Origin of the sequence: Qipengyuania sp. HL-TH1 (assembly GCF_036365825.1) — a bacterium.
In the GTDB taxonomy this organism is placed as follows: Bacteria; Pseudomonadota; Alphaproteobacteria; order Sphingomonadales; family Sphingomonadaceae; genus Qipengyuania; species Qipengyuania profunda.
This window is the reverse complement of sequence record NZ_CP142675.1, coordinates 1,726,006-1,741,996: the sequence shown is the minus strand read 5'-3', so window position 1 is coordinate 1,741,996 and position 15,991 is coordinate 1,726,006. Positions and strand designations below refer to the sequence as shown.

Below are 15,991 nucleotides of genomic sequence, written 5' to 3'. Positions count from 1 at the left end.
CACAGCCAATCGCGATCGAAGGAGAAGCCCCGCCGACCAGCGGGGCTTTTTCGTGGGGCCTTAGCGTTCTGCAGTGAGTGCGCGCGCGAGGGTCACGAATTCGCCGACCGTTACCGTCTCCGCGCGGCGCTGCGAATCGATGCCCAGCTGCTCCAGCGCGGCGACTGCTCCGGGTACGCCCTTGAGACTCTGGCGCAGCATCTTGCGGCGTTGGCCGAAGGCGGCTTCGGTCAGGCGTTCGAGCATTCGCGCGGACACGCTTTCGGGCATGGTGCCGGGTTCGGAATGGACGATCGCGCTCATCACCTTGGGCGGCGGGGTGAAGGCGCTGCGGTGGACCTTCATCGCCAGCTTCGCGTGGCTGCGCCACTGCGCGAGGACCGCAAGCCGGCCATAGGCCGAGCCGCCCGGCTGTGCGACGATGCGCTGGGCGACTTCCTGCTGGAACATCAGCGTCAGGCTGGTCCACAATGGCGGCCATGCATTCTCGCTGCCCTTCGCCCCGGCAAGCCAGCGCACGAACAGCGCGGTGCCGACATTATAGGGCAGGTTCGACAATACGGCGAAGGGTTCGCCGCCCATCAGCTCGGCATGGTCGAGCTTGAGCGCATCGCCCTCGATCACGCGCAACTGGCCCGGGAAGGCGTCTTCCAGCTCGGCCAGCGCGGGCAGGCAGCGGCGGTCCATCTCGATCGCGGTCACGCGGGCGCCGGCGCGCAGCAGGGCGCGCGTCAGCCCGCCGGGACCGGGACCCACCTCGAGCACCTGCTTGCCGGCAAGGTCGCCGGGCACCGCGGCGATCCGGTCGAGCAATTGCTCGTCGAACAGGAAGTTCTGCCCCAGCGCTTTCGACGCGCTGAGACCATGGCGGGCGATGACTTCGCGCAAAGGAGGGAGGTCGGGTGAGGGCACGGGCGTCCTATACAGTCATTGCGCGCGAAACGAAGCGATCCGGTTCAGGCTTCAGATGCGGCTATACCCGGGCGCGCCGCGCGACCATGTCACCGGCCATTTTCAGCGCGGCGATCATCGCGCCCGGATCGGCAATGCGCTGTCCGGCAATATCGAAGGCGGTGCCGTGATCGGGGCTGGTGCGCACCAGCGGCAGGCCGAGCGTGACATTGACCCCTTCGTCGAAATCGAGCGCTTTCAGCGGAACCAGCGCCTGGTCGTGATACATGGCCAGCGCGGCGTCATAGGTCTGGCGCGCGCGCGGGGTAAACAGCGCATCGGCGGGGTGGGGACCGCTGACCGGCAGGCCCTCCGCGCGCAGCGCCGCGATCGCGGGTTCGATGATCCGCGCTTCCTCGTCGCCGAACCGGCCACCTTCGCCCGCATGCGGATTGAGCCCGCACACCGCCAGCCGCGGCTCGGCAATCCCGAAATCGCGGCGCAGCGCGGCGTGGACGATGCGCGCACGGCGCTCGATCAGGTCCTGCGTCAGCAGCGAGGCGACCTCGACCAGCGCGCAATGCACGGTCAGCGGCACCGCGCGCAGGCTCGGCCCGGCGAGCATCATTACCGCGTCGTCGGGGTCCCGCTCGCAGGCGGCGGCGAGGAATTCGGTCTGGCCGGGAAAGTCGAACCCGACCTTGGCCAGTTCGCCCTTGGCGATGGGAGCGGTGACTACCGCGCCCGCGCGCCCGTCCCGCGCCAGAGCGGTCGCTTCGACCAGCGAATGCAGCGCCAGCCGCGCCCCGTCGGCATCGGGGGCGCCGGGGCGGTACTCGCCATCTTCACTGCCCAGGACCGGCAATGCCCGGGAAAAGACCGCCGCAGCGTCCGCCGGTTCGGCGATCCGTTCGACCCTCAGTTCAGGCCCGCGCGCCTGTGCCGCGGCTTCGAGCACGCGCGCGCCGCCGACCACGAAAAAGGGCGCGAGCCCCGTCTCGGAACGTCGCGCCCAGCTTTCGGCAATAATTTCGGGCCCGATCCCCGCCGGATCGCCAAGGGATACGGCGAGGGGAGCCACGGCCTGCGTCAGTTATACTCGATGAAGGCGTCGTTGCGCAGATCGCGCAGGTAACGCTGCGCGCGCTTCTCGACGCGTTCGTCCTCAAGCTCGCCCATGATCTGGTCGAAGTTCGGACCCGCGGCCACCTGCGGATCGTCGCGGCCGCACAGCATCAGCACGCGCACGCCCTCTTCGAACGAGCCGAAGGGCGGGGTCGACTGGCCGACCTGCAACTGAAGGACGATGTTCTGCAACGCCTCGGGCAGCGAGCGCACGCGGATCTGGTCGTTGGTGACCACATTCGCGCCCAATTGCGCGGCTGCATTCTCGGCATCGCCGCAGCCGCGGATATTCTGCACGCCTTCCGTAAAGGCGGCCACGCGTTGCTGCGCGGCGGCCTGCGAGGTGCCCGGATCGAAGGAGATCTGGATCTGCTTGAGGCTGAGAACGGCATCGCGCGGATCGGCCATCAGCACCTGCCGCTTGTCGATCAGGTAAAGGATCGAAAAGCCGCCGGGAATGCGGATCGGGCCGACCAGCTGGCCGGGGCTCATTTCCGCGGCAACCGCTTCGAGCTGCGCGTTCTGGAGCTGCGCAAGCTGGATCCAGCCGAGATCGCCTCCGACTGCTGCGGTCGAGGCTTCGGAAAACTGGCGCGCATAGGCGACGAAGCTGCCACCCTGGCGCAGCTGTTCGACGATCTTGTTAGCATTGTCCTCGACCGCGGCTTCGGTCTCGGGCGTCGCCGAAAGATAGATCTCGCCGAGCCGGTATTCCTCGGTCCCGCGCGAGGCTTCGAGCCGGTCGATCAGCTCGTTCACTTCCTCGCTCGAAACGTTGACGAAGGGCGCGATATTGCGGCGCAGCAGCGCGTTCCACGCCAGTTCGCCGGTAATCTGCCGCTTGAGCGCCTGGGGTGCGGAACCGATCGAGGTGAGATACTCGTCCATCTTGCCCGGCTCCTGGCCGAAATTCTGCGCGGCGACACGGGCATAGGTCTGGTCGACCTCGGCCTGCGAAATATCGAGTTCCTGCGCAATCGCCGCCTGGATCTGCAGCGTTTCGTCGATCAAATTGCGCAGCACCTGCATCCGCACGCGGAGCATCTCATCCTCGCTGACCGGCCGCTGGTTGGCGGCGAGCAACAGCGCCACGCGCTGGTCGATATCGGTTTCGGTGATCACGAAGCCATTGACCACCGCGGTGGCCACGCGGTGGTTGGGATCGCTGTCCTGCAGCATGCTGAGGTCGCTGGGCAGGCCGAGCAGATCGCCCTGCGCCATGGTCTGCTGGGCCTGGCCCGCAAGGGGCGCAGCGGCGAGACCGGTCGCGGCGGCGATCGAAAGCAGTCGGGAAATAATCTTTGCAGTCACGTGTCGAACCTGTTTTGCGGCATCGTCTCGATACCTGAATATGCCGCCTGCCATGACGGGCTGCGGCTTAACCCAAGCTGATAGTCGCGCGCCGGATAGCGCGTTTGGTCCAAGCTGCCAATTGCACAGCCTAGCGGAAGCCCAGATTTCTCAGGCTGAAATAGAATTGGAAGGTATCCCCGCGTTCGGCATCGCCCGAAGTGATGTAGTCGCGCCGCCACGTCACCCCCAGTTCGAGGCAATCGTCCTGATAGGCGATGCCGAGGCGCGTACGGATCGGATCGAAGCCGTCGGAGGATAGCGTCGGGTCCTCCTCGCGGTTGGTCAGGTTGAATACGCCCGACCCGAATACCGACCAGTAATTGGCGAAAGCCACGCGCACCGCGCCGCGCAATTCCTCGCGGTCCTGCAAATCCTCGACCTGCGTGATGTCGCGGTCGAGCCGCACGTAACCGATTTCGGCATAGGTGCGGCGCGACCCGACGGTGGCGTCGATCTCGTTCCGGCGGATCGCCAGATTGTCCTTGTCCAGCCGGAAACGGTGGGTGAACTTCAGGAAATCCTTGTAGCGAACCTCGGTCCGGCCGACGAAATCGGAAAACCGCTCGGACAGGCCGGTCCCCACCGGGAGGATGTCGCGGTCGCTGTCGAGACGGTAGGATTGTCCGACATTGGTCTTCATTTCCCAGTCGGGGATGCGCAGCGCCCAGTCGAACCCGTAGGTGACGCGCGCACCGTCCTCGACCCGGTCGTAGCCGGGGAAACGGTTGAGCGCGAAGAGGTTGGAATCCTCCAGATCGATCGCGCGGGCATCCTCGTTGGGAATGGCGAGGTTTTTGATCGGCGGGGTGGCGACGAATTGCACGCGCGGGGTGAACACTTGCGTGCCGCCGAACGCCTCGCCGACGAAGGGCCATTGCACGTCGAGCGCGCCCAGCGCGACGCCGCGATATTCCCAGCCGGGATTGCCGCGATAGCTGGCGGTGCTGGTGAGGTAGTTCTCGTCCGAATGATAGACATCGCCGCGCAGCATGCCGGTCAGCGTGACGACCTGGCCAAGTCCGGTGACGCGCCGCAAATCCCACTGCGCGCGGGCAAAGGCGCGCTGGGTGTCCTGCCCCACGTCGCGGGTGATCGCGAGCGTGTTGGCCTGCAGTTCGAGCTGCCCGCCGAGAATCTGTTCGTCGGGGCGCCAGCGCGCATCGAGCACGGGCAGCGCCAGCGGCACTTCGCCCTGCGGCTGGTCCAGCCGCAGCGTCTGCGTCGCCCAGCCGGCAAGCGAAAAATAGGTGTTCTTGCCGACCCGCTCGAGCTCGACCGTCGAGCGCAGCCGATCGTCGCGGCTGAGGTCGTAGCGGCGCAGGAAGGTGCGGTCGGTCGTGCGGCGGATCGACCCGGTGACGCTCCAGTCGGGCGCAATCTGGAACTTGCCATTGGCGAAGATGTAACCGCGGAATTCTTCGGCGCTGTTCGACACGCCGGTCAGCGTGGAGATACGCTGCGAATGGGTGGCATAGCCGGTGATCTGATAGGCGCCGCTGTCGGTCAGGTGGCGCCACTGCCCCGCCACCATCGGCGCGGCATCGGTATAGACATGTGTGGTCAGCGTGAGATCGCGATTGTCGGCGAAGCGCAGGTAATAACTGCCCGACACCTCGACACCGTTGCTCTCGGAAAACCGCAGGTCGGGGACGAGAAAGCCCGATACCGCGCCGCCATCGGTGCGGATGGTCAGCCCCGGCAGCGGCAGGATGCGCGCGCCGAACAATTCGAGGAAGGCGCCCGAAAATTCGATCCGGCGATTGTCGGGATTATAGACCACGCGCTCCGCGGTGATCCGCCAGCTCGGATCGCGCGGGCAGCCGGCGGGGGTGATGACCGAACACCCGCTGTAGGCGGCTTCCTCGAGCGAGACCGTGCCATCGCTTTCGCGCATCCCGCGATTGGCGGCGAGGCGGCCGCCCTGCCGCAGCGCGAGCAGCAGGTTTTCCATCGCCCCGGCTTCGAATTCGTCGGTCAGCTCGATCCATTCGGAGAACAGCTGGTTGCCGTTTTCGTCGACGAAGCGCACCCGGCCGCTGGCGGTGATCACCCCGGTCTGCTGGTTCCAGGTAACCGAATCGGCGCGAAGCGAGCGGTCGCCGCTGCGCAGCACGACATTGCCGCTGGCGGTCACCTGCTGGCTGTCGGCGCCATATTCGATAATATCGGATTCGAACGCGATTTCGCGATTGCCCGCGGCATTGATGCCATCGTCGCCGGTCGGTGCGGGCGGGGCGTCGAGACCCGCATTGGGGTCCGGCACGGTCAGCAGCGCATCGACATCTTCGGCTGTGTCGACGCCCGGCTGCTCGGGCAGCGGCGTACCGGGTTCGCCTTGCGGATCGACCACCGTGCCCACGTCGTCGGCAGCATCCTGCGCGGCAAGCGGCGCGGCCACCAGCAGCGCCAGCGCGGTTGCGGTCAAGGTCACGGGTCGGAGGGCCTCCCGGCAGGAATGCGGGGTTGGCTCGGCAGGCGGGAGCATGGCTTGCCTATCGCACCGGCCACGCCTAATCGCAATCGCCATCCTCGCAGGACGGGCGCGAACCGCGCTGTCCCGACCAGAAAAAGATTCCGGAGATCGCATGCAAATTCAGTTCAGCCAGTCCCGTCCGCAGGATGTGCGCCTTGTTGCGCAAGTCACCGACAAGGGCAAGGTTCCCGCTGGCCTCGAAAAATCGCTGGTCGAAGGCATGGAAACCGCGCGCTTCAAGGGCACGGTCGGGCAGGTATTCGAAGGCTTCGTCGAACGCGGCGGGCAGGTGCTGCGGCTGGCGCTGGCGGGTGCCGGCGACCGGAACGACGAGGCACGCCTCGCCAATCTCGAAAAGGCCGGCGCGGCGCTCGCGGCGAAATACCAGGCGAGCGGCGCCGTGGAACTGGCGCTCGACCTGTCGGATAGCGGTCTGTCGGGCGAGGAAGCCGCCTGCGTCCTGCTCGGCCTGCGGCTGCGCAACTGGCGCTACGATATCTACCGCACCAAGATGAAGGACGAGCAGAAGATCACGCTCGCCAAGGTCATCGTGATTGGCGCGCCCGAGGGCGCCGAGGCAGCCTGGGAAGACATGGCGCATGTCGCGACCGGCGTCGAATTCACCCGCGAGCTCATCACCGAACCGGCCAACATCCTCTATCCCGAAAGCTTCGTGGCGCGGTGCCAGGACCGGTTTGCCGGGACCGGCGTGGAACTGGTCGTGCTCGACGAAGCCGAAATGGAACGGCTCGGCATGGGTTCGCTGCTCGGCGTCGGGCTGGGTTCCGAACGCGAATCGCGCATCCTTGCGATCCGCTGGAACGGCGGCGCGCCCGATGCAGCCCCGACCGCCTTCGTCGGCAAGGGCGTGACCTTCGATACCGGCGGTATCTCGATCAAGCCGGGCCCGGGCATGGAAGACATGAAATGGGACATGGGCGGGGCCGGTGCGGTCGCCGGGGCGATGCTCGCGCTCGCCAGCCGCAAGGCCAAGGTCAATGTCGTAGGCGTGATGGGTCTCGTCGAGAACATGCCCGACGGCAAGGCGCAGCGCCCGGGCGACGTGGTCACCAGCATGAGCGGTCAGACCATCGAAGTGCTCAACACCGATGCCGAAGGACGGCTGGTGCTGGCCGATGCGCTGCACTGGACGCAGGAAGAGTTCCAGCCCGCGCGGATTATCGACTTCGCCACGCTGACCGGCGCGATCATCGTTGCGCTGGGCAACGAATTCGCCGGCGTTTTCTCGAATGACGACCAGCTTGCACAGGACCTCCATGCCGCGGGTGAAGCCACCGGCGACCGCAACTGGCGGATGCCGATCGCCCCGGCCTACGACAAGCTGATCAATTCACCGATCGCCGACATGAAGAACATCGGCGGCAAGGGCGCCGGCTCGATCACTGCCGCGCAGTTCCTCCAGCGCTTTATCTCCAATGGCACGCCGTGGGCGCATGTCGATGTCGCGGGCATGGTCTGGTCGGACAAGCCCGGCCGCACCTGGGGCAAGGGCGCGACCGGATACGGCGTGCGCCTGATCGATCGCTTCGTGCGCGACACGCTGGAGGGCTGAAGGCAGTCGTGGCCAAGGGCAAGGGCAGTGGCAAGATGCGGCGCATGGGCGACCTGCCCAGCAAGACCTGCCTGACCTGCGGCTTTCCGTTCACCTGGCGCAAGAAATGGGCGCGTGACTGGGACGGGGTGAAATACTGCTCGGACAAATGCCGCCGCAACAAGCCGGCGGCAGGCAGCGAAGCGGCAGGCCAGGAATGACCGCCACCCGCGTCGATTTCTACCAGCTCAGCCGCGATCCGGTCGACGTCACCACCGCCAAGCTGGCGCGCAAGGTGCTGCAGGCGGGCGAGCGGCTGGTGGTGGTCAGCGGGGACGAGGGCCAACGCGGCCAGCTCGCCAAGCTGTTGTGGGAACAAGGCGGGGCGGCCTTCCTCGCCAATGGCATGGCCGGCGGACCGCATGAGGCACGCCAGCCGATCCTGCTGTCGGCGGATTGCGCCGCGCCCAATGGCGCGCGCATGGTGCTTATCGCCGATGGCCAGTGGCGCGAGGGCGCGCTGGGGTTCGACCGCGTGCTGCTGTTGTTCGATGGCACGCAGCGCGATGCCGCTGCCGAACTGTGGCGGCGCTTCGCGCAGGACGAGCAAATCGACAATCGCATCAACAAGCAGGACGAAAGCGGCGCCTGGCGCGAAGGGCGCTGACGGAACCCTTCGGCGCTTCGTGGGTCGATTGGGTATGACCCGCAGCCCGCATGCCGCCCGCCTCGCCGCTTTCAGCGCTGCCGCGCTCGCGCTGAGCGGTTGTGGCGGCGATGCGGAGGACACCGAGGGCGTGTCGGCGGGTGACGGCGCCGAGCCGCGCGGCTCCTACGATATCGATGCCCGGACCGGTGAAACCAGCGCGCGGCATACCGATGGCGATGGCACCACCACGACGATGCGTTCGGGCGAGAAGGTGCCGGTCGCCTTGCCCGCCGGTTTCGCGGTCTATCCCGGCGCCAGCGTCACCAACAACACAAGGGTCGAACAGGCCGACGGGCTGCTGGTGCTGCTCAATCTGGAAAGCGACGCCACGCCGCAGGAGATGGTGTCCTATTACCGCAACCAGGCCGAGGCTGCGGGGATCGACGTGGCCACTTCGCTGGAAAGCGGCCCGGTGACGATGATCGGCGGCGAAGGCGCGGACGGCACCAGTTTTTCCTTCACCGCCACGCGCCAGGGCGCGGTCACCGAAGCCCAGCTGTCGATCGGGCGCGGCCTCGAATGAATCTTGCCCGTGCGGGCGCGCAGCGCTAGGGGCGCGCGCGAGACCTCCTCTCCCCGTATAAAAATCCACGCAAGGAAATCACCATGGCGGTTACCCGCACCTTTTCGATCATCAAGCCCGATGCCACCCGCCGCAACCTGACCGGTGCGGTCACCAAGATGCTGGAAGAAGCCGGCCTGCGCGTCGTCGCCTCGAAGCGCATCCAGATGACCCGCGAGCAGGCCGAAGGCTTCTACGCGGTCCACAAGGAACGCCCCTTCTTCGGTGAGCTGGTCGACTTCATGATTTCGGGCCCGGTCGTCGTGCAGGTGCTCGAAGGCGAAGACGCCGTAAAGCGCAACCGCGACGTGATGGGCGCGACCAACCCGGCCGATGCCGACGAAGGCACGATCCGCAAGACCTATGCGGAATCGATCGAAGCCAATTCGGTCCACGGCTCGGACAGCGACGAAAATGCCAAGATCGAAATCGACTTCTTCTTCGACGAAGCCGAACTGGTTGGTTGAATTCCTGCCTAAGCGGTTAATTCCGCTGGCATAACTTTTGATGCTTGAAGCGGGGGCAATCCATTATAGGATTGTCCCCGTTATGCTGCGCTTCCTGTTCAAGAAACATCTGACCCGCAAGGCTCGCGTGGCGGCCGTGCACGACGTGGTCGACGGGCTGAATTCGCTCGATTACGAGGCGGTATTCCGGGTCATGACCCCCGATGCGGTGCTGGTCGATGGCAATGGACTGAAGCTCGAAGGGGTCGACGCGATCATCGATGGCGACCGCGCCTTTCGCGAACAGGCCGACCGTCCGCAGATACTGATCGATACGCTCGACCATTCGGGCGATGAAGTGCTGGTCCGCGGCCATATCAACAGCTCGATGCCCGAAATCGACGGGCCGGTAATGTGGCGCGTTTATTTCGATGGGTTGCGGATTGCGCGGGTCGAGATCACGCGTCCGCCCGATCGCATGACCGGACCGTTGTTCGCTGCCCAGCGCGAGGCGCGCCGGGCCAGCTGATCCGGTTCAGCTCGCCGCGAATTGCGCGAGCTGGGTCTTGTGCGCAGTATGGCTGCCGTGCTCCGCGCGGCTCTGTTCGCGGTGCATCGCCGCGAGCGCGGCATCGGTTAGTGGCAGGTCGAGCGCGGCATAGGTCTGGGCGATCTCGCCCGGCCAATCGGCATTGAGCCGCTCGAAATCGACCCATGCGACCAGGCCCCGGAATTCGGCCAGCGCCGTCTCCAGCCGCTGTTCGCGCAGGCGCAGCTTGCGCTGCCATTCGCGCTCGATCCCCGCCAGATTGCCATGGTCGGACTGCACCGCCATCTGGCTGGCGACGAGCGACACCGAGCTGTCGAGCACCGCCGCGCTGTCGCGCCGGGTCACGACCAGCCGCGCATCGGGGAACTGCGCCAGCAGCGCGGGCAGGTCCTCCGAGAATTGTGGGCATTTGAGCACCCGCGGCCGGTCCGCATCGCCCATCGTCGCTGCGTCCGTGCGCAGGATCCGCGCGAACTCGGCATAGACGGGCGCAGGATCGCGCGCCTCGCTCCAGCCGACGAACCCGGGGATATGCCACTGCGCTTCGAAGGTCGCGGGTGACAGCGCGCCCGCCAGCCAGCCGATTTCCTCGTCGATCCGCGTCGCCCCGAAGGGGTGCAGCGCGTCGAGCCACGGATTGATACGCCGCGCGATCGCCAGCGCCGCGCCCGCCTTCAGCGGACGCCAGTCGGGCGAGATCGGCACCGGATTGTGGCTGTTGCAGAAGCGCGTGCCCGCATGCTGCGGATCGGCCGCCAGCAGGCGGTGCATCCGGGTGGTGCCCGCGCGCATCTGGCCGGCCACGATGATCGGCGGCGCGATGGCGGTCTGCGCCAATTGCGGCGTCTCGCGCCAGACCTGGCCCAGCGCATGGCGCTTGCGAATGGCCGAGGTCAGCTGGCCATAGGCCATCGCGTGGCCCATCGCATTGAGCGCGGCGTCCTCGCGCAGGCTCGCACACAGCTGGTCCAGCCGCGCGCGGAAATCCTCGACCTCTGCATTGCTGCGCAGCGAAGTTTCGTCTTGCGGATCGAACCCGCGGCTGGCGACCTCCCACAGGAATTCGGGCTCCAGCGGGGGTTTGGGGGTCAGGCCCTTGTCCCACAGCGCCTGCACCGCGCGCCCGGCCCAATCGGCCGCTTTCGCGCGGGCCAGCGGATGCGGGCGGTTGGGGATGCCCACCGCGGCTAGAACTCGTCGGCCGCGTCGGTCAGGCGGGCGGCGCTCTTCGGCGCGACCGCGCGCCAGCTGCGTTGCAGCCAGTCGGCGACAGTGTCCCAATCCACGCCGGGGCGGTTGAGGATCACGCCAATCCAGCCGCTCGCGCCATAATAGGCGGGCTTGTGATAGGCGTGTGGCTGCGCCTCGACCAGGTTCTCCAGCTCGTCCAGCCCCGAGCATTTGACCAGCAACGAGATATGCGGCGTGCCGTGATGCTGGTCGGAGAAATAGGCGAAGAACTTGCCCGATTTCTCCGTTCCCACGCGGAAACCGGGCGAACCGTGGCTCTCGCGCTCATGCGTTTGCGGCAGCGCCAGCGCGCGTTCGCGCACGCGCTCGAGCAGCCATTGCGGATCATTCCCGCGCGAGACGTATTCGCTGAGCACTTGGGGATAGAGCTGGTGTTCGGCCACGCGCACGCGGTTGGCGAGCTTTTCAGGCGTATCGCCCGGCCAGATCGCCACCGCCACCTGCCCCAGGATTTCGCCGGCATCGAGCTCGTCGGTCACCAGATGGACGCTCGCCCCGGCCTCGCTGTCGCCTGACGCGATCGCCTTGGCATGCGTGTCGAGCCCGGGATATTTGGGCAGCAGCGAGGGATGGATGTTGAGCATGCGGCCCTCCCACCGCGCCACGAAACCCGGCGTCAGGATCCGCATATATCCCGCCAGTACGATAAAGTCCGCCCCGGCATCGCGAGCGGCCTGTTCCATTGCCGCGTCATGGTCTTCGCGTGCCATGCCCCTGTGCGAAAGCGCAAAGGTCGCCACGCCCTCGGCTGCGGCCAGTTGCAGCCCTTCGGCCTGCGGATCGTTGGCCGCGACCAGTACGATCTCATAGGCAGCATGGGGCAGGCGGCTGGCATAGAGCAGCGCGGCCATATTGGTGCCCTTGCCGGACACGAAGACCGCGACCTTGGCCGCGTCAGGCATTATGCGTCGCCGACCATTCCTCGCGCGCGGCCCAGGTCCCGGCCGACCCGCGTACGGTGCAGCCCTTGTCGCCCGCCTCGATCCGGCCCACTGCGAGCACGGTTTCGCCCGCATCTTCCAACCGGCTGCGGACCAGTTCGGCATTGGCCGGCTCGACCGCCAGCACCATGCCGACGCCGCAATTGAAAGTGCGCGCCATTTCGGCAGGCTCGATATTGCCCTGTGCCTGTAGGAACGCCATCAATCCGGGCTGTTCCCAGCCATCGGCATCCACCTCGGCATGCGCGCCCTCGGGCAGCACGCGCGGGATATTTTCGAGCAGGCCGCCGCCGGTGATATGCGCCAATGCGTCCACCAACCCGTCGCGGACCAGCGGCAGCAGGCTCTTTACATAGATCCGCGTCGGCTCGATCAGCGCGTCGATCAGCAGGCGCTCGCGGTCGAACAGCGCCGGACGGTCGAGCTTCCAGCCCTTGTCGGCCGCCAGTCGGCGCACGAGCGAATAGCCGTTCGAATGGACGCCCGAACTGGCGAGGCCGAGCAGCACATGCCCCGGCGCGACCCGCTCGCCGGTCAATTGCTCGCCGCGTTCGACCGCGCCGACGCAGAAGCCCGCGAGATCGTAATCGCCCGCCGCATACATGCCCGGCATTTCGGCGGTTTCGCCGCCGATCAGCGCGCAGCCGGCCTGTTTGCAGCCCTCGGCAATGCCCGCGATCACGCGCTCGGCAACGCCGTTCTCCAGCTTGCCGGTGGCGAAATAATCGAGGAAGAACAGTGGTTCGGCGCCCTGGACGATCAGGTCGTTCACACACATGGCGACCAGATCGACGCCGACCGTGTCGTGGCGGTCGCTGTCGATGGCCAGCTTGAGCTTGGTGCCCACGCCATCGTTGCCCGCGACCAGCAGCGGGTCCTTGTAGCCTGCCGCCTTGGGGTCGAAAAATCCGCCGAAGCCGCCGATTTCGCCATCGGCCCCCGGGCGCAGCGTCGCCTTCACCAGCGGGCCGATCGCCTTGACGAGCGCATTGCCCGCTTCGATCGAAACACCCGCCTGTTCGTAGGTGTAGGAAGGCCTGTTGCTGCGCGGTTCGTCACTCATCCCACCCGCCTTACGCATTCGCGCTTGGATTTCCATAATCCTTTCGGCAAAAGGCGCCCTGTTTTCCCCATGAGCCAAACCATCCCCCTCCAACCCGCCCTGCGCCGCTCTGCCATCCTGGTGCTGGTCGTGGCCGCGCTATGCGTGCTGGGTGTGGCGGTGTGGGCGCAGGTCGGCGGCGAACGCGGGATCGCCCCGGTCGCCTCGAGCAGCGACATCCAGGTCTCGGGTATCGAAGTCGATGTCCGCGCCGACAGCGGTTCGGCCGCTCGCGCGCAGGCTTGGGAAGAGGCGCAGCGCAAAGCGTGGGAGCGACTCGACGGGCCGCAATTGAGCGATTCGCAGATCGCGGGCCTCGTGTCCGCCATCGTCATCGAACGCGAACAGCTGGGGCCGAAACGCTATATCGCCACGCTTGGCGTGGTGTTCGATCGCCAGCGCGCCTCGCGCTATCTCGGTTCCGAAGGCGAAGCGCGGCGCTCGGCGCCCATGCTGCTGCTGCCGGTGACGGTCTCTGCGGGAACGCAGATGGTCTATGAACGGCGCAACCCGTGGCAGCGCGCCTGGGCCGAATATCAGGCGGGTCAAAGTCGGATCGACTATGTTCGCCCGGCGGGCGCGGGCGGCGATTCGCTGCTGCTGACCTATGGCCAGACCGGTCGCCGCAGCCGTACCTGGTGGCGCAATGCGCTCGACCAGTTCGGCGCGGCCGATGTCCTCGTGCCAATCGCGAACCTGCGCTACACCTATCCCGGCGGTCCGGTCGAAGGCACCTTCACCGCGCGGTTCGGCCCCGACAATCAATATCTCGACGGGTTCGACATGACTGCCGCTTCGCCGGCCGAACTGCCCGCCATGCTCGAACGCGCAGTAGTGCGTTTCGACCGCATTTTCGAACTGGCGCTGGCCGATGGCAAGCTGCGGCCCGATCCCACGCTCGATATCGGCACGCCCGAACTCGACCCCGCGCTCCAGCGCCTGCTCGAACTGGGCCGGGCGATGCGCGCGCGCGACCAGGCCGCCGCTGCCGCCGCCTCGCAGCCGACCACCGAAAGCGGCGACGCGATCACCGCCGCCCCGATCCAGACGCCGCCGCCCGAAGGTTCGGTCGCGCTCTACACCGTGCAGGTGGCCACTCCCGATGCCGGCGCCTTCGATGGCGCGGTGTCCGCCGTACGCGGCACGCCGGGGGTCCGTAGCACGGGCATTCGCAGCACGGCGATCGGCGGAACCTCGGTGATGACGGTGAGCTATGCCGGGTCGATAACGCAATTGGCCGAAGCGCTGCGCGCGCGCGGCTTTACCGTTCGCCAGGGCAGCAACGCGCTCGCCATCAGCCGCTGAGCCGCGCGCGGTGACGTCGCAGATCGCTCTCCCGTTGATTCCCGCCGGTGCGGGCGAGCCGTCCTCGATCGTGATCGGGTCGGGCAACCGTGCGGTTGCCGAAGCGCTTGGCGCGCCCGCCAACTGGCCGTTTCGCACCGCGATCCTCCATGGGCCACCGCGGTCGGGCAAATCGCTCTTCGCGCGCTGGTTCGCGGCGCGTCATTCCGCGGGCGTGATCGACGGCGTCCAGACGCTCGCCGAGACCGAGATATTCCACCGCTGGAACCGCGCGCAGGAAGACAGCTTGCCGCTATTGCTGGTGGTCGATGGCGAGAACTGGGAGATCGCGCTGCCCGACCTGCGCAGCCGGATGGGCGCAGCGCTACAGCTCGAAATCGGCCCGCCCGATGACGATATGGCGCGAGACCTGATGCTCTCGCATGCCGCGCAAAGGGGCCTCGCGCTGGGCGAGGGCGCACCCGCCTATCTGGTCCCGCGAATGGAGCGCAGCTACGCGGCGATAGAGAAAATCGTCGCCGAAATCGACCGGCTGAGCCTTGAACGGCAGGTTCCGGCAACCCTATCTGTATGGCGTGACGCGTTGGAGGCGGTGCAGGGTCCGGACCAGGGCCGCTTGCTTTAATCGCCACCCGGTGGGAGAATAGTGTCCATGTTCGAACGGCTTGTCGCCTATCTCGACAGCGTGAAGGCACGCGATCCTGCCCCTCGCAGTCGGTGGGAAGTGCTCACCTATCCCGGCGTCTGGGCGGTATTCTACCACCGCATCGCGCATTGGCTGTTCGAAGCCGAGCTGTTCTTCCTCGCCCGGCTGGTCAATCACTGGAGCCGGATGGTCACCGCGATCGACATCCATCCGGGCGCGACCATCGGTAAGCATCTGTTTATCGATCACGGTTTCTCGGTGATCGGCGAAACCGCAGAAATCGGCGACAATGTCACCATCTACCAATGCGTCACGCTGGGCGGGACCAATCCGACGAACGGCAAGGGCGGCAAGCGTCACCCGACGATTTCGGACGAGGTGATCATCGGGTCGGGCGCGCAGGTGATCGGCCCGATCACGGTGGGTCGCCGCGCGCGCATCGGCGCCAATGCGGTGGTCACCGACGAAGTGCCCGAAGGCGCCACGATGATCGGCCTCAAGGCGCGCAGCACGCTGGTGCCGGCCGAGGAATGGGTGAAGGAATTCATCCCCTATGGCACGCCCTGCGACGATCCGTGCGAGCCGAGCCGCGATTGCATCGAGAAGCTCGAGACCGAGATGAAGTCGCTGCGCGCCGAAATCGACGCGCTGCGCGCCGAAGCTGAACCTGCCCGCCGCAGCGGTACCGAGGATTGATGAACTTCCTTGGCGACACGGTGGTCGCGTTTCCCGGGCGGAAGCCTCAGCAGATCGGCTTTACCCGCGAAGAACTGACCCGCATCCTCGACCTTTACGGGCGCATGGTCGCAGCCGGGCAATGGCGCGATTACGCGATGGATTTCACGCGCGACGTCGCGGTTTTCGCCGCTTTCCGCCGCGCCGCCGAACGCCCGCAGGTGCGGATCGAGAAACGCCCCGCGCTGCGCAACAAGCAGGGCATGTGGACGCTGGTCGGCGAACACGGCCAGGTGCTCAAGCGCGGCCACGAACTCCCCGGTGTGATCGCGCCGATGGAACGGCGTTTGCTCAAGGCGATCGACAGCTAGAACCTAGCCGATACGAAAAAAGGGCCCGCGCCGCAGCGC

The 15,991-nt window shown here is 66.7% G+C and carries 17 protein-coding genes; 10 read left to right on the top strand and 7 right to left on the bottom strand.

Features of this window, described 5'->3' with window-relative positions; translation table 11 throughout:
- Window positions 1-60 precede the first annotated feature (60 nt).
- The 4 genes from rsmA to VWN43_RS09145 all read right to left on the bottom strand — a co-directional run bounded on the left by rsmA (window position 61) and on the right by VWN43_RS09145 (window position 5,854).
- Complete coding sequence (gene rsmA, locus VWN43_RS09160) at window positions 61-912, bottom strand: 16S rRNA (adenine(1518)-N(6)/adenine(1519)-N(6))-dimethyltransferase RsmA (RefSeq protein WP_320181971.1); 852 nt, start codon at window positions 910-912, stop codon at window positions 61-63.
- A 61-nt stretch (window positions 913-973) separates the two neighbouring features.
- Window positions 974-1,972, bottom strand: coding sequence for a 4-hydroxythreonine-4-phosphate dehydrogenase PdxA (pdxA, locus tag VWN43_RS09155; RefSeq protein WP_320181972.1), 999 nt, complete (start codon window positions 1,970-1,972; stop codon window positions 974-976).
- An 8-nt stretch (window positions 1,973-1,980) separates the two neighbouring features.
- The gene (locus VWN43_RS09150; protein WP_320181973.1) at window positions 1,981-3,327 is read right to left on the bottom strand and encodes a peptidylprolyl isomerase; all 1,347 of its coding nucleotides are present in this window, start codon (window positions 3,325-3,327) and stop codon (window positions 1,981-1,983) included.
- A gap of 130 nt (window positions 3,328-3,457) precedes the next feature.
- Window positions 3,458-5,854 (bottom strand): LPS-assembly protein LptD, encoded by a 2,397-nt coding sequence (locus tag VWN43_RS09145; RefSeq protein ID WP_320181974.1) that lies wholly within the window; start codon window positions 5,852-5,854, stop codon window positions 3,458-3,460.
- A gap of 100 nt (window positions 5,855-5,954) precedes the next feature.
- On the opposite strand from VWN43_RS09145, the gene VWN43_RS09140 reads away from it, so the two are divergent.
- The 6 genes from VWN43_RS09140 (at window position 5,955) to VWN43_RS09115 (ending at window position 9,640) form a co-directional block, all read left to right on the top strand.
- Window positions 5,955-7,415 carry a leucyl aminopeptidase gene (locus VWN43_RS09140; RefSeq protein ID WP_320181975.1) on the top strand — a complete coding sequence of 487 codons (1,461 nt, stop codon included), beginning with the start codon at window positions 5,955-5,957 and terminating at the stop codon, window positions 7,413-7,415.
- Between the two features lie 35 nt (window positions 7,416-7,450).
- A complete protein-coding gene (locus tag VWN43_RS09135; RefSeq protein WP_253523430.1) occupies window positions 7,451-7,615 on the top strand; it encodes a DUF2256 domain-containing protein in 165 nt (54 codons plus the stop codon).
- Window positions 7,612-8,061: a DNA polymerase III subunit chi gene (locus VWN43_RS09130; RefSeq protein ID WP_320181976.1), complete on the top strand. Its 450-nt coding sequence runs from the start codon at window positions 7,612-7,614 to the stop codon at window positions 8,059-8,061. The genes VWN43_RS09135 and VWN43_RS09130 overlap by 4 nt, the downstream gene beginning before the upstream one ends.
- A 34-nt stretch (window positions 8,062-8,095) precedes the next feature.
- The gene (locus VWN43_RS09125) at window positions 8,096-8,626 is read left to right on the top strand and encodes a hypothetical protein (protein ID WP_320181977.1); all 531 of its coding nucleotides are present in this window, start codon (window positions 8,096-8,098) and stop codon (window positions 8,624-8,626) included.
- Between the two features lie 83 nt (window positions 8,627-8,709).
- Complete coding sequence (gene ndk, locus VWN43_RS09120; protein ID WP_253523298.1) at window positions 8,710-9,132, top strand: nucleoside-diphosphate kinase; 423 nt, start codon at window positions 8,710-8,712, stop codon at window positions 9,130-9,132.
- Window positions 9,133-9,214: 82 nt separating this feature from the next.
- Window positions 9,215-9,640 (top strand): nuclear transport factor 2 family protein, encoded by a 426-nt coding sequence (locus tag VWN43_RS09115; RefSeq protein WP_253523300.1) that lies wholly within the window; start codon window positions 9,215-9,217, stop codon window positions 9,638-9,640.
- A 6-nt stretch (window positions 9,641-9,646) separates the two neighbouring features.
- Here VWN43_RS09115 and VWN43_RS09110 read toward each other — a convergent pair whose 3' ends face one another.
- From VWN43_RS09110 to purM, 3 genes are read right to left on the bottom strand one after another with little or no spacing between them, the layout of a single operon-like run.
- Window positions 9,647-10,843, bottom strand: coding sequence for a sulfotransferase family protein (locus VWN43_RS09110; protein WP_320181978.1), 1,197 nt, complete (start codon window positions 10,841-10,843; stop codon window positions 9,647-9,649).
- Between the two features lie 5 nt (window positions 10,844-10,848).
- Window positions 10,849-11,814 carry a phosphoribosylglycinamide formyltransferase gene (purN, locus tag VWN43_RS09105; RefSeq protein WP_320181979.1) on the bottom strand — a complete coding sequence of 322 codons (966 nt, stop codon included), beginning with the start codon at window positions 11,812-11,814 and terminating at the stop codon, window positions 10,849-10,851.
- Window positions 11,807-12,916, bottom strand: coding sequence for a phosphoribosylformylglycinamidine cyclo-ligase (purM, locus tag VWN43_RS09100; protein WP_330767252.1), 1,110 nt, complete (start codon window positions 12,914-12,916; stop codon window positions 11,807-11,809). The genes purN and purM overlap by 8 nt, the downstream gene beginning before the upstream one ends.
- 69 nt (window positions 12,917-12,985) lie before the next feature.
- On the opposite strand from purM, the gene VWN43_RS09095 reads away from it, so the two are divergent.
- From VWN43_RS09095 to VWN43_RS09080, 4 genes are read left to right on the top strand one after another with little or no spacing between them, the layout of a single operon-like run.
- Window positions 12,986-14,260, top strand: a complete 1,275-nt coding sequence (locus VWN43_RS09095) for a heavy-metal-associated domain-containing protein (RefSeq protein WP_320181980.1) — start codon at window positions 12,986-12,988, stop codon at window positions 14,258-14,260.
- Window positions 14,261-14,270: 10 nt separating this feature from the next.
- Window positions 14,271-14,885, top strand: a complete 615-nt coding sequence (locus VWN43_RS09090) for an HdaA/DnaA family protein (protein WP_320181981.1) — start codon at window positions 14,271-14,273, stop codon at window positions 14,883-14,885.
- Window positions 14,886-14,912: 27 nt separating this feature from the next.
- Window positions 14,913-15,602 (top strand): serine O-acetyltransferase EpsC, encoded by a 690-nt coding sequence (gene epsC / locus VWN43_RS09085; RefSeq protein ID WP_320181982.1) that lies wholly within the window; start codon window positions 14,913-14,915, stop codon window positions 15,600-15,602.
- Window positions 15,602-15,952: a DUF2794 domain-containing protein gene (locus tag VWN43_RS09080; protein ID WP_320181983.1), complete on the top strand. Its 351-nt coding sequence runs from the start codon at window positions 15,602-15,604 to the stop codon at window positions 15,950-15,952. The genes epsC and VWN43_RS09080 overlap by 1 nt, the downstream gene beginning before the upstream one ends.
- The last annotated feature ends 39 nt before the right edge of the window (window positions 15,953-15,991 follow it).